The sequence below is a fragment of the Metallosphaera javensis (ex Hofmann et al. 2022) genome (genome assembly GCF_022064045.1).
Taxonomy (GTDB): Archaea; Thermoproteota; Thermoprotei_A; order Sulfolobales; family Sulfolobaceae; genus Metallosphaera; species Metallosphaera javensis.
In genome coordinates this window covers 132,098-156,443 of the sequence record NZ_JAKNCW010000005.1, presented here as the reverse complement: position 1 = coordinate 156,443, position 24,346 = coordinate 132,098, and the positions used below count along the sequence as shown (strand labels likewise).

The 24,346-nt window shown below is 46.7% G+C and carries 29 protein-coding genes, 2 tRNA genes and 1 pseudogene; 11 read left to right on the top strand and 21 right to left on the bottom strand.

The window, feature by feature from the left end; translation table 11 throughout:
• A pseudogene (locus tag L3N51_RS05955) lies at positions 1 to 797 on the bottom strand (hypothetical protein); the annotation flags it as partial.
• 124 nt (positions 798 to 921) lie between these two features.
• On the opposite strand from L3N51_RS05955, the gene L3N51_RS05950 reads away from it, so the two are divergent.
• The 3 genes from L3N51_RS05950 (at position 922) to L3N51_RS05940 (ending at position 2,346) form a co-directional block, all read left to right on the top strand.
• Positions 922 to 1,785, top strand: a complete 864-nt coding sequence (locus L3N51_RS05950; RefSeq protein WP_238026061.1) for a metal-dependent hydrolase — start codon at positions 922 to 924, stop codon at positions 1,783 to 1,785.
• 69 nt (positions 1,786 to 1,854) lie between these two features.
• Positions 1,855 to 1,945, top strand: a tRNA-Met gene (locus tag L3N51_RS05945).
• Between the two features lie 312 nt (positions 1,946 to 2,257).
• Positions 2,258 to 2,346: transfer RNA gene (locus tag L3N51_RS05940), tRNA-Thr, on the top strand.
• Here the strand turns inward: L3N51_RS05940 and L3N51_RS05935 are convergent.
• The 9 genes from L3N51_RS05935 to gcvT all read right to left on the bottom strand — a co-directional run bounded on the left by L3N51_RS05935 (position 2,328) and on the right by gcvT (position 9,749).
• The gene (locus L3N51_RS05935; RefSeq protein WP_048057707.1) at positions 2,328 to 2,465 is read right to left on the bottom strand and encodes a ribbon-helix-helix protein, CopG family; all 138 of its coding nucleotides are present in this window, start codon (positions 2,463 to 2,465) and stop codon (positions 2,328 to 2,330) included. The genes L3N51_RS05940 and L3N51_RS05935 overlap by 19 nt on opposite strands.
• A gap of 82 nt (positions 2,466 to 2,547) precedes the next feature.
• Positions 2,548 to 3,684: a SufB/SufD family protein gene (locus L3N51_RS05930; protein ID WP_238026060.1), complete on the bottom strand. Its 1,137-nt coding sequence runs from the start codon at positions 3,682 to 3,684 to the stop codon at positions 2,548 to 2,550.
• Positions 3,685 to 5,124, bottom strand: coding sequence for a Fe-S cluster assembly protein SufB (gene sufB / locus L3N51_RS05925; protein ID WP_238026078.1), 1,440 nt, complete (start codon positions 5,122 to 5,124; stop codon positions 3,685 to 3,687).
• A 98-nt stretch (positions 5,125 to 5,222) separates the two neighbouring features.
• Positions 5,223 to 5,969, bottom strand: coding sequence for a Fe-S cluster assembly ATPase SufC (sufC, locus tag L3N51_RS05920; RefSeq protein WP_238026058.1), 747 nt, complete (start codon positions 5,967 to 5,969; stop codon positions 5,223 to 5,225).
• A 31-nt stretch (positions 5,970 to 6,000) separates the two neighbouring features.
• Positions 6,001 to 6,981, bottom strand: coding sequence for an AbrB/MazE/SpoVT family DNA-binding domain-containing protein (locus tag L3N51_RS05915; protein ID WP_238026056.1), 981 nt, complete (start codon positions 6,979 to 6,981; stop codon positions 6,001 to 6,003).
• Between the two features lie 169 nt (positions 6,982 to 7,150).
• Entirely contained in the window at positions 7,151 to 7,528 is a 378-nt protein-coding gene (locus L3N51_RS05910) for a CS domain-containing protein (RefSeq protein ID WP_238026054.1), read from the bottom strand.
• A gap of 5 nt (positions 7,529 to 7,533) precedes the next feature.
• Positions 7,534 to 8,295 carry a proteasome assembly chaperone family protein gene (locus tag L3N51_RS05905; RefSeq protein ID WP_238026077.1) on the bottom strand — a complete coding sequence of 254 codons (762 nt, stop codon included), beginning with the start codon at positions 8,293 to 8,295 and terminating at the stop codon, positions 7,534 to 7,536.
• On the bottom strand, positions 8,288 to 8,695 hold the full coding sequence (gene gcvH / locus L3N51_RS05900) for a glycine cleavage system protein GcvH (protein ID WP_238026053.1): 408 nt from the start codon (positions 8,693 to 8,695) through the stop codon (positions 8,288 to 8,290). The genes L3N51_RS05905 and gcvH overlap by 8 nt, the downstream gene beginning before the upstream one ends.
• Before the next feature lie 10 nt (positions 8,696 to 8,705).
• A complete protein-coding gene (gcvT, locus tag L3N51_RS05895; protein WP_238026052.1) occupies positions 8,706 to 9,749 on the bottom strand; it encodes a glycine cleavage system aminomethyltransferase GcvT in 1,044 nt (347 codons plus the stop codon).
• A 44-nt stretch (positions 9,750 to 9,793) separates the two neighbouring features.
• On the opposite strand from gcvT, the gene gcvPA reads away from it, so the two are divergent.
• Together gcvPA and gcvPB are read left to right on the top strand one after the other, a co-directional pair.
• A complete protein-coding gene (gene gcvPA, locus L3N51_RS05890; RefSeq protein ID WP_238026051.1) occupies positions 9,794 to 11,137 on the top strand; it encodes an aminomethyl-transferring glycine dehydrogenase subunit GcvPA in 1,344 nt (447 codons plus the stop codon).
• Positions 11,138 to 12,628 (top strand): aminomethyl-transferring glycine dehydrogenase subunit GcvPB, encoded by a 1,491-nt coding sequence (gene gcvPB / locus L3N51_RS05885; protein ID WP_238026050.1) that lies wholly within the window; start codon positions 11,138 to 11,140, stop codon positions 12,626 to 12,628.
• Here the strand turns inward: gcvPB and L3N51_RS05880 are convergent.
• Both L3N51_RS05880 and L3N51_RS05875 read right to left on the bottom strand, forming a co-directional pair.
• A complete protein-coding gene (locus tag L3N51_RS05880; RefSeq protein ID WP_238026076.1) occupies positions 12,605 to 13,033 on the bottom strand; it encodes a signal peptidase I in 429 nt (142 codons plus the stop codon). The genes gcvPB and L3N51_RS05880 overlap by 24 nt on opposite strands.
• Positions 13,014 to 13,337: a chromatin protein Cren7 gene (locus L3N51_RS05875; protein ID WP_238026049.1), complete on the bottom strand. Its 324-nt coding sequence runs from the start codon at positions 13,335 to 13,337 to the stop codon at positions 13,014 to 13,016. Before L3N51_RS05875 ends, L3N51_RS05880 begins: the two co-directional genes overlap by 20 nt.
• 347 nt (positions 13,338 to 13,684) lie before the next feature.
• On the opposite strand from L3N51_RS05875, the gene eno reads away from it, so the two are divergent.
• Positions 13,685 to 14,935 (top strand): phosphopyruvate hydratase, encoded by a 1,251-nt coding sequence (gene eno, locus L3N51_RS05870; protein WP_238026048.1) that lies wholly within the window; start codon positions 13,685 to 13,687, stop codon positions 14,933 to 14,935.
• A gap of 1 nt (position 14,936) precedes the next feature.
• Here the strand turns inward: eno and L3N51_RS05865 are convergent, their stop codons facing one another.
• Complete coding sequence (locus L3N51_RS05865) at positions 14,937 to 15,095, bottom strand: hypothetical protein (RefSeq protein WP_238026047.1); 159 nt, start codon at positions 15,093 to 15,095, stop codon at positions 14,937 to 14,939.
• Between the two features lie 261 nt (positions 15,096 to 15,356).
• On the opposite strand from L3N51_RS05865, the gene cdvA reads away from it, so the two are divergent.
• From cdvA to cdvC, 3 genes are read left to right on the top strand one after another with little or no spacing between them, the layout of a single operon-like run.
• Positions 15,357 to 16,076: a cell division protein CdvA gene (gene cdvA, locus L3N51_RS05860; protein WP_238026046.1), complete on the top strand. Its 720-nt coding sequence runs from the start codon at positions 15,357 to 15,359 to the stop codon at positions 16,074 to 16,076.
• 18 nt (positions 16,077 to 16,094) lie between these two features.
• Entirely contained in the window at positions 16,095 to 16,913 is an 819-nt protein-coding gene (locus L3N51_RS05855; RefSeq protein WP_425597957.1) for a cell division protein CdvB, read from the top strand.
• Positions 16,914 to 16,918: 5 nt separating this feature from the next.
• Positions 16,919 to 18,028 (top strand): cell division protein CdvC, encoded by a 1,110-nt coding sequence (cdvC, locus tag L3N51_RS05850; RefSeq protein ID WP_238026044.1) that lies wholly within the window; start codon positions 16,919 to 16,921, stop codon positions 18,026 to 18,028.
• Between the two features lie 134 nt (positions 18,029 to 18,162).
• Here cdvC and L3N51_RS05845 read toward each other — a convergent pair whose 3' ends face one another.
• The 5 genes from L3N51_RS05845 to L3N51_RS05825 all read right to left on the bottom strand — a co-directional run bounded on the left by L3N51_RS05845 (position 18,163) and on the right by L3N51_RS05825 (position 21,860).
• Positions 18,163 to 18,462 (bottom strand): DNA-directed RNA polymerase subunit K, encoded by a 300-nt coding sequence (locus L3N51_RS05845; protein WP_238026043.1) that lies wholly within the window; start codon positions 18,460 to 18,462, stop codon positions 18,163 to 18,165.
• Positions 18,463 to 18,492: 30 nt separating this feature from the next.
• The gene (locus tag L3N51_RS05840; protein ID WP_238026042.1) at positions 18,493 to 19,614 is read right to left on the bottom strand and encodes a pyridoxal-phosphate-dependent aminotransferase family protein; all 1,122 of its coding nucleotides are present in this window, start codon (positions 19,612 to 19,614) and stop codon (positions 18,493 to 18,495) included.
• Positions 19,611 to 20,582: an NAD(P)-dependent oxidoreductase gene (locus L3N51_RS05835; RefSeq protein ID WP_238026041.1), complete on the bottom strand. Its 972-nt coding sequence runs from the start codon at positions 20,580 to 20,582 to the stop codon at positions 19,611 to 19,613. Before L3N51_RS05835 ends, L3N51_RS05840 begins: the two co-directional genes overlap by 4 nt.
• Positions 20,583 to 20,794: 212 nt before the next feature.
• Positions 20,795 to 21,400, bottom strand: coding sequence for an N-glycosylase/DNA lyase (locus L3N51_RS05830; RefSeq protein ID WP_238026040.1), 606 nt, complete (start codon positions 21,398 to 21,400; stop codon positions 20,795 to 20,797).
• Positions 21,333 to 21,860 carry a hypothetical protein gene (locus L3N51_RS05825; RefSeq protein ID WP_238026039.1) on the bottom strand — a complete coding sequence of 176 codons (528 nt, stop codon included), beginning with the start codon at positions 21,858 to 21,860 and terminating at the stop codon, positions 21,333 to 21,335. The genes L3N51_RS05830 and L3N51_RS05825 overlap by 68 nt, the downstream gene beginning before the upstream one ends.
• Positions 21,861 to 22,158: 298 nt before the next feature.
• On the opposite strand from L3N51_RS05825, the gene L3N51_RS05820 reads away from it, so the two are divergent.
• Positions 22,159 to 22,377 carry a hypothetical protein gene (locus L3N51_RS05820; protein ID WP_238026037.1) on the top strand — a complete coding sequence of 73 codons (219 nt, stop codon included), beginning with the start codon at positions 22,159 to 22,161 and terminating at the stop codon, positions 22,375 to 22,377.
• Positions 22,374 to 22,670 carry a hypothetical protein gene (locus L3N51_RS05815; protein ID WP_238026036.1) on the top strand — a complete coding sequence of 99 codons (297 nt, stop codon included), beginning with the start codon at positions 22,374 to 22,376 and terminating at the stop codon, positions 22,668 to 22,670. Before L3N51_RS05820 ends, L3N51_RS05815 begins: the two co-directional genes overlap by 4 nt.
• Here L3N51_RS05815 and L3N51_RS05810 read toward each other — a convergent pair.
• The 3 genes from L3N51_RS05810 to L3N51_RS05800 are packed head-to-tail and all read right to left on the bottom strand — an operon-like array spanning position 22,622 to position 24,279.
• Entirely contained in the window at positions 22,622 to 22,933 is a 312-nt protein-coding gene (locus L3N51_RS05810) for a hypothetical protein (RefSeq protein ID WP_238026035.1), read from the bottom strand. The genes L3N51_RS05815 and L3N51_RS05810 overlap by 49 nt on opposite strands.
• Before the next feature lie 10 nt (positions 22,934 to 22,943).
• A complete protein-coding gene (locus L3N51_RS05805; protein ID WP_238026034.1) occupies positions 22,944 to 23,321 on the bottom strand; it encodes a hypothetical protein in 378 nt (125 codons plus the stop codon).
• Positions 23,302 to 24,279 (bottom strand): NAD(P)-binding protein, encoded by a 978-nt coding sequence (locus tag L3N51_RS05800; RefSeq protein WP_238026033.1) that lies wholly within the window; start codon positions 24,277 to 24,279, stop codon positions 23,302 to 23,304. The genes L3N51_RS05805 and L3N51_RS05800 overlap by 20 nt, the downstream gene beginning before the upstream one ends.
• Positions 24,280 to 24,346: the final 67 nt, after the last annotated feature.

Genomic DNA, 24,346 nt, shown 5'->3' with positions numbered 1-24,346 from the left:
AGGATCTGCTCGCATATGGCCTTGACCTCCTGGCTCATCCCGTTCAACGTGAAGAAGGGGAAGCGGGTGTTAGCTACTGGGAGACCACCGATCTGCAGAGGTCTTCCAGGAGAAGCCCCTATCCCCTCGTAAATGAAGGGGTAATCATCTGAGACCATCCTCATTATATCTTCGCCTTGCTTGGATAGGCGATAATTTCCGTTTTTATCGCGGTATAAGAGCTGTTTGGTTAGATATGCCATTCGCAAGAACGGCGCCTCGGTCATCATTCCCATGAAGATTACCTGGTATCTCGAAAGCGCGTTCCACACTACCCCCAGGATACCGCCACAGTCCCTGAACTGGGCCGGGTTGTACCACGTGGAGGGAACCCTCAACTTCTCCATGGGGAAAACTCCCACCCCGGTCTCGGCGAACCTCTCCAGGATTCCCACCTTCACCTTTCCCGAGGAGGTCGCCTTGCTCCCGCCCTGATACGCCACTATCCTGTCATAACTCCAGCGGGGAGATACCCCGCCCACGTAGTACCACTCCCCCGCGTCCTCCGTTCTGAAGAGTATGCCCTGCCTGTACACCCTGTCCGGGTCGTTATCCGCCGACATCCTCAGGGAGGATGAGGTAGCAATAGCGGGGTAAACTTCATATCTCTGCGCGTTTCCCCGCCCATAAAGGGAGAAGTAGCTCCTCAACCCCTGCTGGAGGCACTCCTCCTGCTTCACGTCGAGGCTTATCTCCAGCCCTATCACGGGTCCCAGTACGGCTCCCAGCCCTGAAATTGATCCAACAATCTGCGCCATATTCATTCCTCCATCAAGAAATATAAATCCCTATCGTAATCGAACGCCGTATTATCATGTAAGAATAGTGCCCACTCCACCAAACATACGAGAAAACTAAAAGGTAAGCACGAGTTTTCCTCCCATGAATCTGAACTCACATATAGCTTTCGCGCTTGCGGTGGGCCTAGCTCTATTTCACAATATCCCCCTTGCAGTCCTGGTCGGAATAGGGGCAGCTCTGCCTGATCTGGACAGGGAGTACATCTTCACAAGGAGAAAGATATTTGCAAAGTACCAGCTTCACAGGGCACTCTTTCATAACGTTTTCGTGGGACTGGCAGTTATGTACTTCAACTTCTATCTGGGTCTGGGAATGTTTCTGCACTTTGGATTAGACCTCTTAACCTCCCCCACAGACAGAGGGATTGAACTTTTCTTCCCCCTTGGAAGATTCATCAGGACGTTCAAACTTCACTATGATGGAAAGGTATCCAAAAGCAAGGGAGTAATGTGGTACTTGGAGGATCCGGCCACCCTCGTGAACAGAACTGCGGATCCTGGACTCAGGGAGGTTGAGAGGATGCCGTGGATCAGGATATATGGCCCATTCAAGAATAGCAGACTTGCGGACTGGACAGTGTTTTACGGTAGTTTCATTTTCATCCAGTTATACGAAATTAACAACCTGGTGAGCTGGTGGGAAGATTTCCTGTACACCGCATTCGTGAGGTATTTCCTCATAGACGTGGGGATAGTGATCTTCTACGCCTTGGGTGAGCTGTGGAGAAGGAGACTACAGTTCTCGCAGGTAGACGCGAAAACTAAAGGCGCCATACTTGGTGGAATGATACTTGGTCTTGCCCTGATCCTAATCCAGGGGGCTACCCTTTACTCCCCCATGCCCTTGAACGGTAAGTTGATGGAGCTGGCCCTACTCTCACTGATTCTGGGACTAGTGATGGCTACATTGCACGTGAGGCTAAGGTTCAAGGAAATTGTCATGTGAGGGTTAGTGACATGGGGTAATGGTATAGAGTAGAGGAAAATTTTTAGGCATAATGACCTCATTAGAAGTGCCGCCGTAGCTCAGCCTGGCCAGAGCGCCGGACTCATACGGGTGCTGGGTCATCCGGTCGTCCGGGGTTCAAATCCCCGCGGCGGCACCATGGTGTCACATTTAGCCCAACTCTTTGCCCTGGTACTTTTAGGGGGGTTTCATGGTGCCTGCTTAAGGGGTCTTTAACGTTGAATGTATGGCGGGCAGGCTTCCTCTCGTGTTGACAACGTTTTTAGACCAGTTAGAGGGAAAATAGAAATGGAACAATATACAAGCAATATCCAGTATTTCACTAATGAAAATCCATGCGGACGATAGATGAGAAAACCAAATCTTCAACTCTCTCTGCTCAATAGAGGACTGGTCTGCCAACATATGATGAGTTAGATTTTAATGGGTTCATGAAAAATAGTTATAACGTGCCGCTGTAGCTCAGCCTGGCCAGAGCGCCGGCCTTGTAAGGTTTCCCAAGCCAGCCGGCGGTCGCGGGTTCAAATCCCGCCAGCGGCTTCTAGATACTTCCTGAGCGCATCCCTGATGATCTCGCTCCTTGGAGTCCTCTTGTTAGCCGCATAGAGATCTAGCTTCAGCAACAGATCCTCTTCCGCTTTAAACGTGATTACTCTCATTCTCTCGGTATTACTACCTTAGAAAACCGGAATATATTGGACCATTCACAAATAGGAATAGACGGAGGGTTAGACGAAAGTATTAGTATCCCATCTTGGTGATCGCATCCTCCACAAGCTTCCTGATTATGTCGTTGTCGTTATCATCAGTAAGGAAGCCCCTGATTATTAACCCCTCCGCGCTTCTCTTGTCCAACCCCCTGTTTTCTAGGTAGAAAATTAGATCTTCATTTACCTTGGAAGCTGAGGCCGAGTGTTTTGCCGTGATTATCTTTCCTGTTTTCACCTCGAGCATGGGCGCAACGACTGCCTTAGCATCATCTCCTATGATCAGTGCCCTCCCGAGGATCGTTGTGGAGGAATCAATGGCGTTCTCGCCTATGACCGCATCTCCCCTGATCACGGTGTAGGAACTACCGGAGGCTACGGCCTTTAACACACCGTTACTGACGCTTTTCCTTCCCACATGGTTGACGTTTGCCAACACGTTAACCCTGTTGTTTCCTATTCCAAGGCTCTTGGCGTTAAAGTTGGCAACAGCTTCGTCCGATAATTCTACGTGGTACTCTGTGTGGCCCAGGGATTGACCCACTGAGAAAATTGAGGAATTGATTTCTCCCTTGATTGAGCCCTTGGTGTAGGTGAACGCATAGGAATCCCGGCTCGAGTTAACAATGGAGAAGGACATGGATGAGCCCTTCGGTACATCTAGGGAGATCACCGCAGAAGGCATTGCCCCGTCTGAACTATCGGAGTAGTAGATCACGTCAACGTTATCCCCGTCAGGAACACTTACCTCCACGAGAACGGGGCAAAAGATTTTCCCCTGGCACCTGTTGTAAACTAGATACTTCCCTCCCCTGTTAATGAGCACCTTTCTGGAGCCTGCCAGGGTTAGAGCCACGAGTTTGTGATCCTCTGGCTTAACAAGGCCAGAGTTAACAGAGTCAATGGGTGAGAAGTTCAAAGGAGTGTTGTTACCAATCACAAATGACGTGTAACCTTCCAGTGGGATTGTAAGATCCTTAATAGGGGTAGCCCTCATTTCAAGGTTGAGGGTATCGAAAACTGACCATTCCGTGTAGTGCTTTATTGTGGGAGAGTCGCTGATGACCTGATATGGTAAGGTTAGATACTTCTGAAAAATCTCTTCTCGTTCTGTTTTGGATTCCAAAGAGGAGATATACTTGAGGAAACTTTCTTGGTCAACAACAGGCATTCATGCCACTGCTCCCAGCTTATCCAGCTCCAGCTTAATAACCTTGTTAAGCATGGTGGCGTATTCGAAGGGTAGCTCCTTCATGATCTCGTCAATGAAGCCCAGCACAAGCATTGATGTTGCCTCTTTCTCTCCTATACCCCTGTTCATCAAGTAGAACAGCTGATCCTCGCTCATCCTGAAGGTATGTGCCTCATGGGCTACGTCAGCGTCGTCCTCAAGGACTTGGTTATGCGGGAAGGTATAGGCCTTGGTCTTCTCGTCCAGCATTAGTGAGTCGCACTTGACGAATGCCTTAGCCCCCTTGGCTCCCTTATTAACCTTGATAAGTCCACGGTATATGTTGACCCCGCCACCGAACCCTATGTTCTTGTTCACAATCTTGCTCTTGGTGTTGGGTGCTGCGTGTATCATCTTGGATCCACTGTCCTTCCACTCTCCCTCACCTGAGGCCAGGGTTACCACCAGACTGGTGGAGCTTGCGTTTGGACCCCTCAGGATCGTGGTTGGGTACACGAAACTGTATTTGGAGCCCAGGGAACCCTCAACCCACTCTATGTTTGCGCTCTCATCTGCCCATGCCCTCTTGTTGTTGAAGTTTATTACGTTCTTGCTCCAGTTCTGGATGGTGGTGAACTTTATCTTTGCGTTCCTCTTGGCGTAAAGCTCGACCATTCCGTCGTGGAATGAGAACTTCCTAAGCTGTGGGGCGCTACAACCCTCGATGAAGTGAAGATATGATCCCTCATCTGCAACTATCAGCGTGTGCTCGAACTGGCCCTCCATCTCCCTGCCAATGATGAAGAAGCCCTCCACAGGAGTGGTTATCTTAACTCCCTTAGGGACGTAAACGAAGACTCCTCCACTCCAGAGGGCACCATGTAACGCAGCGAACTTGTGATCAGATGCTGGGAAGATCTTCATGAAGTAATCCTTCATGAAGTCAGGGTACTTTCTCAATGCGTCCTCTGGTGGCATCATTATGACGCCCTTCTTGGTCAGCTCCTCCTTCACGTTGGAGTAAATGGGCTCGGACTCAAAGACTGCCACTAGCCCTCCCAGGTACTTTTTCTCCGACTCCGGTATCCCAAGGACATCATAGTACTCCCTTATCTCCTTTGGGATCTGATCCCAGCTATTGGTCTGATCAACGTCTGGTTTTACGTAAAGTTCAAGGCTCGAGACGTTAAGCGAACCCAACACATCAGGCAACCAGTTTGGGGTTGGAATCTTCTCAAAGAGCTCAAGAGACTTGAGCCTGAGCCTCAGCATCCACTCTGGCTCCTTCTTTATCTTGGAGATCTCCTCTATCGTGCTCTTGGTTAGTCCTGACTCAACTATCCTTCTATGAAACTCGCGTTGATCCAGCTTCTCATACTTCGCCTCGATGGACGCGTTAAGAATCTCGTTCATGTCCAGCGATAGTTTCTCTTCTGTCATCTTTCTTACCATCTTTAACTGTGTTAAAGATAAGCTATAAGCCTTTCTATTATATCTTCTCAACTAAATTAAGCTAAACGAAAATTAAAGTTTAAAAATTAACCGTGAGATTTAATTACTCCCTCGTATCCCTTCTCGTCAATGAGCTTTGCGAGCTCCATTCCGCCACTGGCTATGATTGTTCCCCTGTACAGAACGTGGACCTTGTCTGCATTGACGTAATCAAGGATTCTCCTGTAATGCGTGATTATCACGTAACCCGTATTGTTCTCCGCCCTGAGCTTCTTTATACCCTCTGAAATTATCTTCAGTCCATCAACGTCAACTCCAGAGTCAGGCTCATCCAAGATTGCGAATTTAGGTTTCATGAGCAACATCTGAAGGATCTCGGTCCTCTTCTTCTCACCACCACTGAAGCCGTCAAAGACTCCCCTGTTTAGAAGAGTCTCGTTGAGGCCGACAGCCTTAGCTATATTCCTAACATCGGCCACTATCTCCGACACTGACTTATTGGAGCCTGACACTCTGTTATGTTCAGCCACTAGAAGAGTGGAGAGTTTAACTCCGCTTATCTCTATGGGGTTTTGAAAAGCTAGGAATAGCCCTCTCTTGACCTTCTCGTCAGTTTCTAGGTTGGTTATGTCCTCACCATCGAGTGTGATTGAACCCCTGGTAATCTTATACTTGGGATGACCCATGAGAGCCAGTGAGAGGGTGGTTTTACCGCTTCCATTGGGACCCATCAGAGCGTGAATCTCTCCGCTCTTGACCTCAAATGTAACTCCCTTAAGAACTTCCTTACCCTCAACCTCAACGTGAAGGTTTTCAACCTTAAGTGTAGACATTGTCAATTCACCACACACCATTTATTGCATTTTAAGTTAAGTTTCTTTCTATCCAAGGCATATCCTCCAGGAACAGTGTACAGGACGAATTCTCTAGAGCGCTCTCCAGAAGTCCCACTATCTGTTTGATGTACTCTACGACCGGAGTATTGTTTAGCTGAGATAAGTTGAGCCTAGATTCTCTGACTAAGTTAAGACCGTTTAGAACCCTCTTGGTGCTGGGAAATAGAACGGTCATTATAACCTCGTCCAAGAGATCGTTGACCTTTTTCAGCGTCTCGACAAGGACCTGAGATTCCTCCTTACTAGGGCTGGATGACCTGATTGCGTCCATCAATTTATCTATCACAGTGTCCACGTTAAGGAGGGTAGTGGTATTTATCACGATAAGGGTGTTCTTGGTCATATTCTTGGCGGTCTCGTATCTGCTTCCCATGACTCTTCTCATTAACATGTAATATAGCCTGCGCAGATCCTCATGATTCCCTGAGCTCTCCCTTGGCGTTTCCCCTGATATCAGGGCTATGGTCTCGTCAACTCTCTTGGCAACAGTGTTGAGCATCCTTCTGAGAAGGGACTCTATCCCAACCTTTTCAGTGTCCAAGAGGCACTCCACCTTGATTCTGTTCTCGGATGTTTCCGTTACCTCGACTCCAACTATCTGCTTTGTTACTTGAATGAGGTCCTCAACGTCCTTGGGTTGAATGGATCTCTTGGATTCCAGGATGATTTCGTCGTATCCAAGGGTGTAGAGACATGGGATAATGCTGGGAATTGGTTGCTTCAATGAGTCAACATCAATCTTGATGGACCTGTGATTATTCTCCATCTTTATCTTCTCTGCAATCAGCTTAAGAGAGCCATCACTTGACACCTCTATCAGGATCTTGTCTCCCGGTTTAACGTTCCACCTATTGATCCACTTCTTGGGTAATGTAATGAAAAGGGAGGATGAGCCGAGCTTCTGAACCTTCCTAGTCTCTATATCCTTGGCGTTATTAAGCTCCTCCAAAATTATCCCTTAACTAGTTATCTTAAACGGCGTTTATAAACATGTTGCAACGCCTTCATAAGAGTTTGAAAAAGGGACTTTTATTATCTCTCGTAAAGTTTTGACCTTTTATATGAGCACAAATAAAGTTAGAAACCAAATTTATAGCAACACTGAAACTTTCAAATTATCATTTAGTATTCGCCTTGATAAGCCTTAGGGTTATCCTTCCCTTCACCCTGGAGACCTTGATCTCCGACCCTTCCAATTCCTTGGGAACTTTCAGGTTTAGCCTGTACTTCACTCCCCTTGAGTTGGTGCAGGAAAGCTCAAGGTTCTGCCCATTCAGCTTAACGTATATGGTCTCCTCTTTCAGGTGGGGCACATCCACTATGTAGATTAGCTCGTTCTCCCTTCTCAGTTCACTGTAAAGTGGAACCAGACAGCTCTCCCTTTCCACGGCCTCCCTTATTTCGTTGGACATTAGCTCTACCATGTTTTCCATTTCCCTCATTTCCGCCTCTATGGCCTTCTTTACCATGTCGTAAAGGTCCTTATATGCAGGCATGTCTTTCACGCGTAGGTCATTGGTTTTCCTGAGGAATAGGTGGGAAGTTCCCTCTTTGTTTGCTCCATCAAGCCCTTAATCCTAGATCTGATTTCCTCAGCCTCCTGTAAAAGGGCGCTAGTATCTATGGTGAATCCAAGGTATTTTCCTACTATTTCTAGGGCAACAGCTGAAGCTTCGGGATCTGGTATGTCCAGAAAAGACTCCACGACTATGGCGAAGTTGCCTATGTTCTTCTTTGCAGTCTCATAAAGAATTGGAGCGTATGGACCGGAAATGTAACCTTGGCCGAACTTCTGAACGTTGTCGAGTCCGCCCAGACTTGAGGCCAAATCCTTGGAATTTGCTATCCAGTAGGCAGTTGGTTTATCTATATCAAGCCTGTTGGGTATGGGCAACCCAGTTATGGAGATAACCGAGCTGATACCGTATCTGATGGCATACTCTGTTATAAACTTGGCCAGTGGATAGGCAGCGTTAACCGGAAGCGCTGTCCATGAGTGAACAACGATTATGTTGAGATCCTTTCCGTGATAGAGCCTCAGGGGAGATTTGGCAATTCCATCATCAACATGCAGTATAGGGGGAAGATACTTTCTAGAAAATACTTGGCCATATTCCTGGACCAGTCCCTTGCTGATCATGTATTCTGTAGCAATCTCTCCGACTAGACCCGCATCAGGTATACCCACAATCATGTACGAGGGTTTCCTCAAATCCGGAACATAATTTTCCTCTACTTCAAATCCTTCCTCCACATCAATCACCCTTAATCTTCTCCGCATATAATTCTGCAGGGAGAAGCTTTTTACTTTCCTCTGGATTGGTTATTTTTAACTTGAATAACCAGCCTGAGCCATAGGGATCCTTATTTATTAGCTCTGGACTGGACACTAATTCCTCATTCACATCTATCACTTCCCCAGAGAGTGGCGAGTAAATGTCTGCCGCCGCCTTTACTGATTCCACCACCGCAATCACTTCCCCAAGGGAGACCCTCTGTCCTCTTTTGGGTAAATCTACCCCCACAATATCCCTGAGTTTTTTCTGAGCGTAATCCGTTATCCCGACAACTGCCTCCGTTCCATTTAACTTAACCCACTCGTCGCTCTCGGTATAAAGTAGATCACTTCTAAGAACGTATTTACCAACCTTAATTTCGCTCAAATTAAGCGCCTCATTTTAATAATGGGAAATCTGACAATTTAACGCTATAATCCTTCCCTCTCACCTCAACCTCAGCATTTCCGCCCACTAAAAAATGCCTGGAACTCAGGTATCCCATTCCTATAACCCTAGACAGATAGGGAGAAAAGGTAGAGCTCGTTACGTAACCCACTTCCTTTCCTGCGATCTTGATCTTAGAGGAGTTCCTGGGGATAACTCTTTGATTCTTGGGTAGTTTTAAACCAATTCTCAGCTTATCCACGCCTGCTCTTAGGATCTCCAGGAGAGCACTTTTCCCTATGAAGTCCTTCTCTAGGGAGTAAACCCAGTATCTGGCTTCCACTGGATTCACATCCTCTCCAATATCCTCCCCATATAGGACGAAACCCATTTCCTGCCTCAAACTATCCCTCGTGACTAAACCGGCCCCTTTAATCCCTCGGGTTATGAGCCTTTCCAGAATTGATTGGGCCACCTCAGGTTTTGCCCAAAATTCTACTCCGTCCTCACCGGTCCATCCAGATCTACTCAAAAGGAAAACCTCATGACCCTCAAACTTGGCGTTTAACTTGAACTGTAGAGGAGAAAGGTCCGGTTTCTCCACCACTTCCCAAATCCCCCGGCCCTGAAGAGCTATCATGACCAAGTCGAAGGTTAAGTCCTGTACCTCTAAGGCGGAGTTCTTCCTGATCCAGTTTATCACCTTCTCCCTGTTTATCGCATTGGTGACCACAAGAAACTCCGATTCGGAAACCTTGTAGGTCATTACGTCGTCCACAAAACCGGCCCTGTCATTGAGAAAGGCCGTTGGACCAATCATGTTGCCAGGTGGAGAGTCAGAGATCTTCTTTGCAATGAGATTTTCAAATTCCTGTAGTTTTCCTGTAACCCTCAATCTACCCATGTGGGATAGGTCGAAAAAGGCTGACTTGGTCCTGACAGCCATATGCTCCTCCTGATAGGAGGAGTAGGTCATGGGCATTTTCCAACCTGCAAACTCACCCAGACTTGCCCCTAACTTTTCCTCAAAGTTAATCAAGGGAGTCCAAAACATTCATAACCGCCTTCTATTGTTTGATATTTGCTGATGGAGTTTAAATGGACAACCATCCCTGGCTTCCAAATATATCTAGGATTCAGGACATGTTAAGGGAAATTGGCGTAGAGGAAATTGACGAGCTTTTTCAGGACGTTCCAGAGGATCTAATATTGAGACGAGAACTGAAGGTGGGTTACGACTCTCCTTTATCCGAGGAGGAAATAAGATGGAGATTAGGCCAAGTGGCTGAGAGGAACTTAAAGTTAAAATATCCCCCTTTTCTTGGCGCTGGGGCATATCCCCATTCAATTCCTTCCGTGATTAAGTTCATTCTGACCAGGTCGGAGTTCTACACTGCGTATACGCCTTATCAACCTGAGGTAAATCAGGGTCTCCTGCAGGCCCTGTTCGAGTATCAGAGCCTCATGGCTGAACTTCTGGAGATGGATGTGGTTAACTCGTCCCACTACGACTGGGGAGGTAGCCTGGCCGAGGCGGTTCTCATGGCGCACAGGATCAACGGGAGAAGAAAGGTAGTGGTTCCAGAATCCATTAACCCGCTACACGAACAGGTGCTCAGAACCTGGATATCTGGTAAGGAACTGGAAGTGGTCAAGGTTCCCACAGGAAAGGACGGCAAAGTGGATCTTGATTTCCTATCCTCCCTCAATCCGGACGAGATCTCCTCCGTGTACGTTCAACAGCCCAACTTCTTTGGGGTAGTGGAGACTGAACTGGAATACGTGACTGAGTGGGCGAGGAAGAATAACGTGGTGAGTATTGTAGGGGTGAGCCCGCTCTCCCTGGGACTGATAAAGAGTCCGGGTGAACTTGGGTTTGACATAGCAGTTGGGGATGGCCAGGAGTTAGGGATACCGCTCAACTTTGGAGGTCCATACAGCGGTATCCTCGCTACTAGGATGGACATGAAATTGGTGAGGCAGATGCCTGGAAGAATCGTGGGCATGACGCAGGACGTTAACGGGAAAAGAGGGTTTACCCTGATTCTTCAGACGAGGGAACAATTCGCGAGAAGGGAGAAGGCAACATCAAACATCACCACTAATGAGGCTCTCATAGCCCTGGCCAACGCTGTTTACCTATCCCTCCTTGGAAGGAACGGTATAAAGGAGTTAGCTACCGAGATTTACAAGAGATCCCATTACGCTTTGAAGAGGATGGAGGATGAGGAGCTTGGCACTAGGAAGTGGGAATCTGACTTCTTTGAGGAATTCACCTTTGTGTTCAGATCCGATTACGATAGAATTCACTCAGAGTTGCTCAAGAGGGGCATTCATGGTGGATTGAAACTGGGTCCTAGGGAGGCACTGTTTTGTGTAACTGAAGTCCACACCAAGAGGGCAATAGATGACCTAATTAACGCCATAAAAGAGGTGGCCTGAATGTGGAGGCAAGCGTATTGGGATGAGCCCCTTATCACCGAATACAAGGGAAAGGGAAGGCAAGGATTTCTTGTGCCCAAGGAGAATATTGAGGCAGAGACCAAGTTACCTGAGAAGATCAGGAGAGGAAGGGAACCTGAGCTGCCAGAAGTCTCAGAACTCGAGGTTGTTAGGCACTTCATTAGGCTCTCCCAGATGAGCTTTGGCGTTGATACGGGAATGATGCCATTGGGATCGTGCACCATGAAGTACAATCCCAAGATAGAGGAGGAGACAGGAGTGTTTGAGAGAACCCACCCACTGCAGGATCAAGAGACTGTTCAGGGGAACTTGGAGGTAATGTATGAAATGCAGAGGTGGCTGGCTGAGGCCACGGGGATGGATGAATGCAGTCTACAGGTTCCTGCAGGATCCGCAGGTGAGCTGGCTGGAGTCCTGATGATCAGGAAATACCATAGAGAGCAGAACAGGAGGAGGGAGGAAATGCTGGTTGCCGACTCGGCTCACGGAACAAATCCCGCTAGCGCAGCCATGGCTGGCTTCTCGGTAATCTACATTAAGTCCAACCAGGAGGGACTGGTTGACCTTGACGTGCTCAAGGGAACTATATCAGAGAACGTTGCAGGGTTCATGCTGACCAATCCCAACACCTTGGGACTCTTTGAGGAGAACATTAAGGAGATAGCCGATCTAGTTCACTCCGTGGACGGAGTACTCTACTACGATGGAGCCAATCTGAACGGAATACTGGGAATAGTGAGGCCCGGAGACATGGGATTTGACATAGTTCATCTTAACCTTCACAAGACCTTCGGGGTCCCCCACGGGGGTGGGGGTCCAGGGGCTGGAGCCGTCTGCGCCAAAGGTAAAATGGTTGAATACCTCCCTTACCCCGTGGTGGTCAAGGGAGATAGATACTCTCTGGTCAAGCCCGAGAGGTCCATAGGTAAGATCTCTGTCTTCAACGGTAACTTCGGTAACCTAATGAGATCCTATGCCTACATTCTTGGCCTTGGTGGTAAAGGAGTATCCATGATTGGGAAAATGAGTACCTTGGCCACAAACTATCTAATAGCTAAACTGAGGGGGGTTAAGGGACTGGAATTAATGGCTCCTCACAGGTTCAGAAAGCACGAGGTCGTGTTCAGTGCTAAGAAACTGGCTGAAGAGACAGGGGTAACTGCATTCGATGTGGCTAAGGCACTACTTGACAGGGGTTTCTACGCGCCCACCATATACTTCCCGCCCAATGTAGAGGAAGCTCTCATGATAGAACCAACAGAAACGGAGCCCGTAGAGGTCTTAGACCAGTTCGCTGAGGCGATCAAGGAGATTGTGGAAAAAGCCTACACCAATCCTTCAGCCATAACCTCCACTCCCCAGAACACTGCGGTGGGTAGACTGGATCAGGTGAAGGCAAATCATCCTAGCACAGTAACTCCAACATACAGAGTTCTCAGGTCTAGGTTACCTAACCAGGGAAGAAAGTAGGATAGATAGGTAACCTAGATAAGGGATGGAAATAACATATCCATCTATTTGAGTCACTTTTCCTATCACGTCACTGGAGGGAACACCAGGGGCCGGCTCTAACCCTATCTGATTATCGGGTTGAGGATTGGATATCTTATCCACCCCCTGGGTTACGTAGTATGTTCCGTCAACCCTTATGACCCTGTGGATCACGTAGGTGTGAAGCTGTGGCGACCTATATATTATGATTGAGTGATAAGTTACGTGAGTTGGAGGCTGATAGAAGGTCAGGGCCCCGTTCTGAAAAATCGGATACATTGATACTCCTTCCACGCTAGCAGAACTCACTATGTTAGAATAAAACACGATATAAACCAACGCAATAAGAATGATGATCGCTATATCACTCTTCTTCATCCAGATCGCCTAAATCCAGCTCTATTACCTCTCCTTCATCGGTTCTCTGCTCCTTCTTCTCTCCTCCAAACTTCTTCACGCCCTTCTTTCCCTCCACTTCTACCTCTGATCCACCTGCCCTTATCTTGGAGACCACCGCTCTCCATCTGTGACCGCAATTGGGACATTCATATGAACCCATTACGGTAATGGTTATTCTACCGTACGCGTCAGGAAGAGGAGATACCAAGTTCCACGTCTTTATGGGCTTCTCTGCCTTAGTCCCGCAGTTGGGACAAACGTCCGGTTCACTTTGTTTCTTCTTGGGCATATGGAGTTATATGTAAGGTAACAGTTTAAAAAATAGTATCGTTATAATGGAGGCAGTAAGGAAAAGTAATCCATTATAAATATATTTGTAACTTCTTCGTATCACTAGAACGTATCCTATGATATTTAACACGAGAATAATAGGAAGAATGTATAGATAGGACACGAGGTAGGGATAGGAGGCCAGAAAGGGTGCCGTGATCCAAGTTATTGTGAACGCCGTTTGATTGCTCATTTTATCCTTCAATAAATGGTAATATACGGGCGACATCACGCCGTAAAACAGGAAGAGGGCTATCGGCACCATTAACATTTTAGCCTGTGTATGATGAGTAGCAATGAATTAAAATGATGAACGGTTTCTCAATAGCTAAGGTCCAGGGTTACGAGATCATTGATTCTAGGGGAAATCTAACTGTTAGGGCCAAGGTCACTTTGGAGTCCGGAGTTAGAGCAACAGGTGATGCGCCCTCAGGGGCTTCCAAAGGTACCAGGGAAGCTATAGAGCTCAGGGACAAGGATGGTTCGGTCAAAGGAGCTGTGGACTCCATAAACTATTACATTTCACCTGCACTCACGGGACTGGATGTGAGAGAACAGGGAAGAATAGATAAGCTGATGATAGAGTTGGACGGAACGGAGAACAAGTCCAGGTTAGGAGCTAACGCCACTATAGCTACATCCATTGCTGTAGCCAAGACCGCGTCCCTTTCCATGGGATTGGAGCCCTTTATGTATATTGGTGGGGCTAGAACACATACGCTACCGGTACCACTGCTGAACATCTTGAATGGGGGACTACACGCCGGTAACATGTTGAAGATCCAAGAATTCATGATCATTCCAGCTAAGTTTGATACCCTCAAAGAGGCCTTGGTTGCCTCCACAAAGATCTATAAAACACTGAAATCCCTGGTCACAGAAAGGTACGGAAAGATATACACTGCCTTAGGTGATGAGGGAGGGATCTCCCCACCTCTTAGTGTGACTGAGGATGCGCTAAAGCTCGTATATGAGGCAATTAAGAGGTCAGGAATGGAGGGTAGAGTCTTCATGGGAATGGATGCTGCTGCATCGGACTTTTACAACCCTGAGAAGGGAGTGTATGAAATAGACAATACAGCTAAGTCCCCAGATGAAATGATAGATTTCTATGCGGACATAGCAAGTCGTTACCCTTTACTGTATCTGGAAGATCCATTTGAGGAGAACGATTTCGGTAGATATTCCGAGTTACAAAATAGGATCAAGAATGTCATTATTACTGGAGATGATATCTTCACTACAAACGTGAAATACCTGAGGAAAGGAATTGAGATGAAATCCGCAAAAGGAGTTATCGTCAAGGCAAACCAGATCGGAACGCTAACTGAGACCATCGAATTCTTCGATTTAGCAAGGGACAACTCCATAAAGACCGTGGTCAGTCACAGGAGCGGTGAAACTGAAGATAGCTTCATTGCCGATCTGGCTGTGGGACTGAATAGCGACTTCATTAAAACAGGAGCACCCTCAAGAGGGGAAAGAACTTCAAAATATAACAGATTACTTGAAATTGAAAACGAATTTGGATTTGAATATCTTGGCAGGAGACTCTAGTTTACGGCAGCAATATCCCTACCACTACCAGACCAACGGCCAACAGCAGGAGGAAGAGAATGAATTGTTTAGTGGTTAAGTTGGGTACAGCTTTAACTGCCTTGAAGAGACCGTAAACCATTCCCCCTATGGCCACCAGGAACAGCACTATGAGCCCCATTGCTATCAGTGTTATTGATAAAGGCTCAGTGTTGAAGCTTAATGGATGGAACAACTGATTTGTTACGTTTACAAGCGTCTGTAACGTCATGATCAAACCTTTTATTAGACATGGAAAGTTTATTTAAATTGTCCCCCGGAATTACCTTTACCAATGATGAAGGTTAAAAGCGCGTATTAGATGAAGAACAACCTACTCTGAGGGGCACTAAGCCTTTTAAGCCATTCTTGGAGTAACCTCTATTTTTGAGGAGTAATACCTATGGCTATATCGTATGATAATTTAATGAAATTCATAGGTCAAAAGGTGAAGGACGTTTACGGGAGAGAGGTAGGCTACATTGTCCATGTTTATACAGAAGTGGACGGAACGGTGACCGGGATAGAGGTTGCATACGGGAACACTTTCTCCACGTTAGATCCGTCCAGGATATCACTGGTTAATGATGTACTGGCTATCCTTCCCGATTGGAAGGCCGACTCTATGAAATCTATAATGCAAATGGAGAAAATAAGGAAGAGGCAGAGGGCACTAGAGGAGTTATACGCAAAGCAGGAAATTCCAAAGTCTTCCTATGATGATATGAAAAGGAAACTTGATTCCGAAATGGTGAAAATAAGGGAGGATTATGCCAAAATTAAAAGCAAGCTAAAGAGCAGACTCAATGAAGTGGAGGATCAGATCACTCATATAGACAGGGCAATGATCGCAGTGAAAATGAGTTATATAGCAGCTGAACTGACTGAGAGTGCATACAAGGGCTCCATAGAGATACTGAGGCAGGCTAAGGAGAGTTACATTGTAGAGAAGGATGACATAAGAAAGACCATGGAGAAACTGGACCTGAGTGATAGAGATAGTGGGTTAGATATAAAAGGAGCAGGGTCCCTCACCAATGGAACCGAGTCATCAACAAAGCCCGATCTTAGCAGGACGGAATTACCTACACCAATACCTGTTAAAGTCTTAAGCACACAGTGACCAACCTATTTCTTTAGGATGAAGTTAAGCTTACTTTTCAACATTACAAGGAAGAAAGATGAACAGATGTTGTTATCTTCCAAATTAACTGAAATTTCTATTAAATTGAGAGATCAGCAGGACAAGCTCGACGAAACCATGAGGAAGCTGGAGGATAGGGACAAGGACCTCTTCGACAAGGTAGTGAGGTCCCAGGAGAACGGGGAGATGACCAGGGCTACCATTTACGCTCAGGAAATTTCGGAAATAAGGAAAATCATGAAAATAGTTTACACTGCGAGGCTGGCCATAGAGAAGGTTAGGATTAGATTGGAAACCATTCACGATATCCAGGGGGTGTCTTCCATGATTGGTCCCGTAGGAAGGACTTTGGAGAGCTTGAAGGAGCAAGTAAGAGGAGTGGCTCCAGAAGTGGCCATAGCTTTGGATTCGATTATAAGTAGCGTGAATAGCATTGCCGTCGAAACGGGAATGACGGTAAGCGATAGATCTCTTGTCCCTACGGTAGACGATGAGGCAAGGAGGATACTTGATGAGGCCAGAAAGACAGCTGAAACTAAGATCAGTGAAAGGATGCCCAAGCTCGATTTACCTCATCCTCCCAAGGAGAGTGTAACTCCCATGGAGCCTAGTATGATAGGGCTTCCGTATCCTCCATCCGAACCCAAGGTGGTTAGAAGAAAGATAGGAGAGGAGGAACTTCTGACCCTTATAAGGAACAGTGGGGGTATACTTGATGTGTCCCTGGTGGCTGCGGAGTATGGGGTGGACAAGAATGAAGTCCTTGGGATACTGAACAACCTAGCTAAGAAGGGTCTAATAGCACTGGAGGCCTGACTCAGATGAGTGCCCAGGTGATGCTGGAAGAAATGGCAAGGAAGTATGCCATAGCCGCGGTTAGGGCTGACAAGGAGGGGAGAAGGGAGGATGCCATCAACAATTACAAGAAGGCGATTGAGGTGCTTACACAGATCGTTACCCTCTACCCTGATATGGTTGCCAGGAACGCCTATGAGCAGATGATCAACGAGTACAAGAAGAGGCTGGATACGCTAAACCAAATGGTTCCGGAGGGAGGAGAAGAGACTGAAAAAAGTGAAGAAGAGATAGTCATGAAGGAAAAACCCAAGGTGACCCTGAACGAAATTGTTGGACTAGAGGACGTGAAAGAAGCTCTGAAGGAGGCAGTAGTTTATCCTAGCAAGAGACCAGACCTCTTCCCGTTGGGCTGGCCTAGGGGGATCTTATTGTATGGTCCTCCAGGATGTGGAAAAACCATGATAGCGGCCGCAGTAGCAAACGAACTTGACTCGGAGTTCATTCATGTGGATGCGGCCTCAATCATGTCAAAGTGGCTTGGAGAGGCGGAGAAGAACGTAGCCAAGATATTCAAGACTGCCAGGGAGCTCTCTAAAAAGGAGAACAAACCTGCCATCATCTTCATAGATGAGCTGGATGCGTTGCTTGCCTCCTACACATCAGAGGTGGGTGGAGAGGCCAGGGTTAGGAACCAATTCCTCAAGGAGATGGACGGATTAGCCGACAAAAACGAGATTTCCAGAGTGTATGTCATAGGGGCGACCAATAAGCCGTGGAGATTGGATGAACCGTTCCTGAGAAGATTCCAGAAGAGGATATATATCACCCTTCCAGACAAGGCCCACAGGTTAGAGTTATTGAAGCATTACTCTTCCAAGGTGAAGCTGGATCCAAACGTGAACCTTGAGGAACTTGCTGAATTGACTGATGGATATACGGCCAGTGATATTAGAGACATAGTTCAATCGGCTCACATGAGAGTGGTGAAGGAAATGTTTGAAAAGAACCTGCAGGAGCCCAGAGCGATAAACATGGATGATTTCAGGGAAGTGCTTAAGGTCAGGAAGCCAAGCGTTAACCAGGATATGTTAAAGGCATACGCAGCGTGGCACGAAAAGTTCAAGGCTTTATAGCCTTTTTAAATTTTTTAGAGTTCTCAGAGGTTTTAACGATTTCTTAACTTGGTTCGTGATGCCTAATCCAATATACTCAGATACCCCAGGTTTGTCTTCACCGATCATTTGGCATGACTCACATCATCGCCAGATTAAGGCTTCTTTGAGCTAAGCTTCATTACAGAGATAAGCTCAACTTTTCCGTTGGGAAACCTCCTCCTTACACTAATGGGTAAGAGGTTGGATCTAAACTCTTCCTCAGCTATCCTAAGTGAGCTAGCTCCTTCAAGTCCAGCTGAGGAAACATCAATAAGGGGAGAAGCACCCATGGCCAGCTGGAGTGCCCTGGCACTAATTATTCGTGCCCTCTCGTAGGAAGTAAGCCTGTCTCTCCAGCTCCCCACATAAACCTGCGTCAAAGGGTTAATCCCTGGAGCTTCGTCTTGACTCATACGAGACACCTGTTTTAAATAAATAAAAAATTAGTTATCCCAGTCCATTTCTTGAGCTATAGAATCTGGAAGTTTGCAGTCTGCAGAGGGGACATCGTTCAAATCTACCTTAAGTATATCCGACAGTGCGTATCTCAATCTGAGTACGGCCCTATCATCTATCATTCCCAGAGTTCCTATTCTCACTATCTTATCCTTGAGCTCGCCAATTCCCCCTGAGATCTCTATTCCTCTCTTCGAAAGTTCCTCTATCATGGATTTAGGTGAAACTGGAGGAGCCCCAGCTACCACTGTATTGGAAAAATTACTCTCATTTCCAAGTAAAGAGAAACCTGCCTTGGCAGTTATACTTCGCACGAACCTGGCACATGCTTCATGTCTCTTCCATCTCCTCTCAACGCCTTCCTGGTGAAGAAGTTCTGTGGCTCTCAGTGTAGAAAAGAATACGCCCACTGCAGGAGTGAAAGGAGTTTCCCTTCTATCCTGGAATTTAAGGTGAAGCTTGAGGTTGAGGTAGTTTGGCGCATCGTCCTGAAGGTTGCGGATTCCTTCCTCCGATAGCCCGACCAGGCCCATGCCTGGGACAGAGGCTAGCGCCTTCTGGCTACCTGTTGCTACTGCGTCTATGTTCCACTCGTTTACCCTTATTTCGTAGGCACCGAAACCTGAAACGGAGTCCACCAGAACCTTCAGTCCCATATCCTTAGCCAATTTCACAACCCTCCTCAAATTCCTGAATGCTATACCAGTACTGGTCTCGTTATGAACAAATGCTAGGGCCGTAGCGTCCTTGTTGGTATCAAGTATCTCCTTTATCTCCTCCTCCGAAAATATCTCCCCGAAGGGTTTCCTATACACTACTGCAGAGGTACCCCTTCTTACTACCGAGTCCAGCAATCTCTCGCTGAACTCCCCGTAAGTCAACACGATGACCTTTTCCCCCTTCTTCAGAAGGGAGAACACCATGGACTCCACAGCAAGAGTTCCAGATCCAGTGAGCAGGGCAACCCTAGAGGAGAAAAACGCACCCTTTAAAAGGTGCTCAAGTTGAGCAACCACTCCTCTGAACTTCTCGGATCTATGATTAACCACGACTGTGGAATTCTGGGCCACACTTCTTGGAACGTTTACTGGACCTGGAATGAGCATCAAAGTTTAACACCGAGCTCCTGTAAAGCCCTCAACAGGTTTTCCGTGGTCATGACGGCAACCCTGTACTGTGCCTCCTTGGTCTGTGCCCCTATATGGGTGGTGACTGTGACCCTTTCGTGCCTGAGCAGTTCTAGCTCCCACTCCTCCTTTGGTGGTTCGTGCCAGAACACGTCTGTGGCGTAGGACATAACCTTTCCCTCCTTTATGTAATGAAGGAGGGCCTTTCCGTCAACAGCCACTGCCCTGCTTGTGTTGACTATGATGACTCCCTTCTTCATCATTTCAAACTCTCTGGAGGTCAGTATTGGTTTAGCGTCCTTCCCTACAGTCACATGAATGCTAATCACGTCGGACTGGGTAACCAGTTCATCCAAGGAAACCGCTCTAGCTCCGATCTCCGCAGCCCTATTGGAGACATCGATTACATCGTACGCCAAGACGTTCATGCCCATGGCCTTTGCAATAACCCCAACCTTATACCCTATTCTTCCGAATCCTATTATTCCAATTGTCTTTCCACTCAATTCGACTCCTTCAGTTTTCTTGTATATACCAGACTTAGCCAAGGTCATGGAGGTAAACATGTTGCGAGCTCCGGCTAACATTAGACCTATCGTCAACTCTGCAGCGGAATCGGTAGAAGCACCTGGCGCATATACGACCCTGATCTTTCTCCTCTCGGCTTCCTCCGTATCTATGTTATCCACACCTATTCCTGCCCTAGCTATAACCCTCAACCTCTTCCCTCTCTCTATGACCTCCTTGTCAACCTTGGTTCTGCTCCTGACCACCAGTACGTCATAGTTCTCCACTACCTTCAGTAACTCCTCCCTATCTATATCGGGCTGATAGTTTACCCTGAGACCCTTGGTTTTCAGTGTCCTTATCATGTACTCGTCAATTGGATCGGTTATTAGTATGGTTAGATTTTCTTTAGCTAGAGAACCACCCATAAAGTTATCTGCCATCCTTGTTCACCTTCAAGAGAATTATTTAACAGGATGAGAGTGATGATGAAATAGATGAAAGGGAAATAGAGAAATAGAAATATTTAGAAACATAATATTGATTAAAATAGTGTTGGTCACGCGTAGTAACCGGTTGGCCATTCATGTTTAGTCACTTTAATCGATATTCACTAGTTTATATACTTTTTTCTAACTAGAGTAAATGAGGATACCTACTTGGCTATCTTGCCCGTTTTGAGATACCAGATGTAGAGGTCCAGCACTCCCACTGGAAGGTCCAGGGCTGATGCTATACCCCTGAGTACAGACTCCAGTTCTAGGTACCTCTTCCTTGAGGAGATTTTGCGGTCTTCCAGATAATCGGAGAAAAAGCGTAATATATGTCTGTCAATTATTGCCAAGTCCAGATATCCCATGTTCCTGAGAAAGTGACTGGCCTCCTTCATTCCAAGACCCTGGACTTCCAGTAACATCTCCCTAGCCTCAATCTGATCCTTATCGGCTACCCGCCCAATCTCCTTAAGCTTGCCGTAATGCGATCTGCTCCTAACGATGTATTTTGCCTTAAGGTTTGGAAACCTGTAGCCCGTTTCCTTGAGAACCTTGGATATCTCCTCAGCTGATCCGTAAAGGATGAGATCTCCCAAGGACTGAAGGGCTGTGAAGGCCCCGATGAAGCTTGAGTTAGCCGTGAGTATGCAGAGAACCAGTTCCCTGAACCAGACCTTCTCGCTCGCCCTATTATTTAACCTAAACTCCTCTACTCTTTCTAGAACCCTTGCTCTTAACCTTGCGTCTCTTACGACTTTTCTTAACACGTCTTTTCCTCTTTTTCTCTGGGGTTTTAGATTCTCTTGGAATCTCGGGTTTTGTGTCCTGTATGGAGGAGAGGGAGATTATTCTGCTACCCTGTTCCGTCTCCACTATAACGAAGGGAAGGGATGGAGAGAAATTGATGTTTATGCCAACATATCCGTAGGGCTCTAGGACTTCTTTGTACTCAACTTTCACTCCCTCATTGGCAAATTCACGTGGAACGCCAACACGTTTCACGTTAACTATCTCGCTAAAGGGGTAGGTCACATTAAGACCCACATTAAGGGATACTGTACCCTTAGCCCTCACTAAGACGACTTTTCCCTGCACACTTATCTGCTCCATCTCCTCAACTGAATTCACCGATCTCTTCTCCTCTCTCTCATACTTTACCCCCACGAGTGACACGTCAGGAAAGACGGGCACAGTAACTGGATCATAATAGATTATGGTAGCATCCAAATTGACCCATCATATTAACGGTTAATGTGTGTAATTAAACTTCTCCTACAGCCAGTTGGTAAGACCCTGAGAAGACACTGTTATAGTAAAATCGATTATGTTAATTATGAGGATTTTAATCCGGATATTGAGCAATTACGTGAGGGTTGATAGGGTCACGAGGAACCAAGTGGAAAGGCATTCGCTTAAAGGAGCTTCAGGCGGGACTAGCCTTGAGTTCATGGATCTTGTGCAAAGCATCTACGTGCCTACCCGGAAACTTTTATAACAGGAGAGACTTCATACTTCTACGATAAAAATGAGCTTGAGACTGAAGGGAACTAACGCTTATGGTCATCTTGGCTGGTTTGAGGTTTACTGTTCCATATGTGACAGAACTTTAAGGCTGGGCATAGACGTGGTGTATAAATGCCCCAAATGTGAGAAAAAGTACAGAGCATACTTCTGTGAGGCCGATAAGAGAAGTTTGAAGGGCAGGTGCCCATACTGCAACACTGAATTGGTACCCGCAGTATGATAGAGAATTTTTACGTGAATCACTTCAAGGTTTCGTTTATCAAGGACGGGGATAAGAGGTTAGTTTTTCTAGACCTTTCCATACCGTGCAAAAAGAGACTCAAGGAACTTGAATATCTTGACGCTACCATAGAAACCAAGTTCGGGGTCATTAGAAAGATAGTGCTCTGTCCCGTGAACGGAGTGGCAGTCATATGCAATGTCGTGGTGGAATTGAACTCCTCGAACCCTTCCGCGGAGGAGATTCACAGGGAAGTGGAGTCCGAGTTAATGAGGGTTGGGTGCACTCCATAATCCTTCAGTTTGAGGTTAATCTTCTCTGAAAAATTCACGATGTCCTGCGAATCCTTGGATTTTATTCTGAACGCCAGATACATAGGTCTCATTTCCTGTTCAGCGAGGTACACGGTGATTAGGGACGAAGAGGAAGGAGAACAGAGGAAGGATGCTCCAATTCTCACGGGAACACATATACCCTCAAGCACTTTAACCATGTCCTTGAAGATGTCCCTTATACGTTGAGGATCCGTCTGAACGCCTAAAAGAACCTCAAACAAGAAATTCCCCTCATTTTAGGTTAGTTCTCTTGATGGGGATTTTGAGCGTGTCCATTACTGCCTTAACATAGGGGTAAAGGTTGGCGTCGCCTGATATTCTCTTCAGTTTTAGCTTTCGGTAATTCATCTCCAGGGACACAGCTCCGTCCTTAATTACCATCAGCTTCCCCCTTACCCTTCCCCTGAGGTTCCTGACAAACCTTGCGTAAATGAATATTCCCTTTTCCTTCAGGTTGATCAGAACGGCCTCTCCATCTTTGTAGAGCGGAGGTATCTTTGTGCCCTTGGGATTGAGTTGTTTCGGTTCGTTATCCCATTTAAATAGCAGGGACCTCACCGCGTGCTTTCCAGACTTGCTCTTAGATTGCTCAAGTACTAATTCCACCACTTTTAATCAGCTCCATAGACTCCTTGATTCCCTGAAAGTCAAGTTTATCCTCAAGGAACGCATCTATTAAGATTTCACTCCTGAGGAAATGCCTTAACATTATCCTCCTCATGGAGATGTTAGACTTCCTATACCAGTTAAGTAGCAAGGATTGGATGGATATTCTCGACTCTATGGTGGAGAGCCCCTTTTCCAATTCCTGCTCCAGAGGCTTTCCCCTATTCAGGGCATTAAAGGCTATTTCAGCTGAGATAGCCGAGGGTCTTATTCCCTCCCCGCTCAGGGGAAAGACCAGTCCCCTGGCCTCCCCTATTCTACCTTCTTTCTTGACGACCTTGCCTATGGATATTGGGGCGCCCCTGACGTCAATGATCTCATACTTTGTGAACCTTTCCCTCAGATATTCCAAGAGAAGCCTCCTTGAGTTCTTTTCCTCAAGGAACCCGGCACCCACGTTAAGTAAACCTTCCCCCGCTGGAAATATCCAGTAGAATCCAGTTAGTCTAGTGTTAAACTCGAGGATGGCCTCTGGGTTAAAATCCTCAACCTTCATTATTACCCTTGTGGTATATACCACTTCCCTATCCATGGGATAGGGACCTCTGGAATCGAGCACTGCGTCGTAGTTATCAAGCTTAGGTTTTTCGTTCCCCACAACCTGCCTCAGCTTCGCTCTCATGGAGTTTATCCATTCGCTCTTGTTTATGGTAAGCCATTTGGGACTCCTGTAACTCACGTCATAGATCCTCTCCCCGTCCAGATAAAATGCGAAGTCCCTTATCTCATACTCAACCTTCCAGGGAAAGGGAGGTTTGTAGACATTGGGAACTATGTCACCACAGGGCTTGAAGTACCTCTCCTTGATATCGAATAGGGTAACATCATGTCCAGCATCGTGAAGTAGTGAACCCAGGAGAGATCCACCCACCCCTCCACCTATGATAGCAACCCTTAACATCAACTATACATTGTCGAAAAGTATAAAAGGTTCTTTGTAAGCACGTTTTTATATTCTAGTTAGCGGT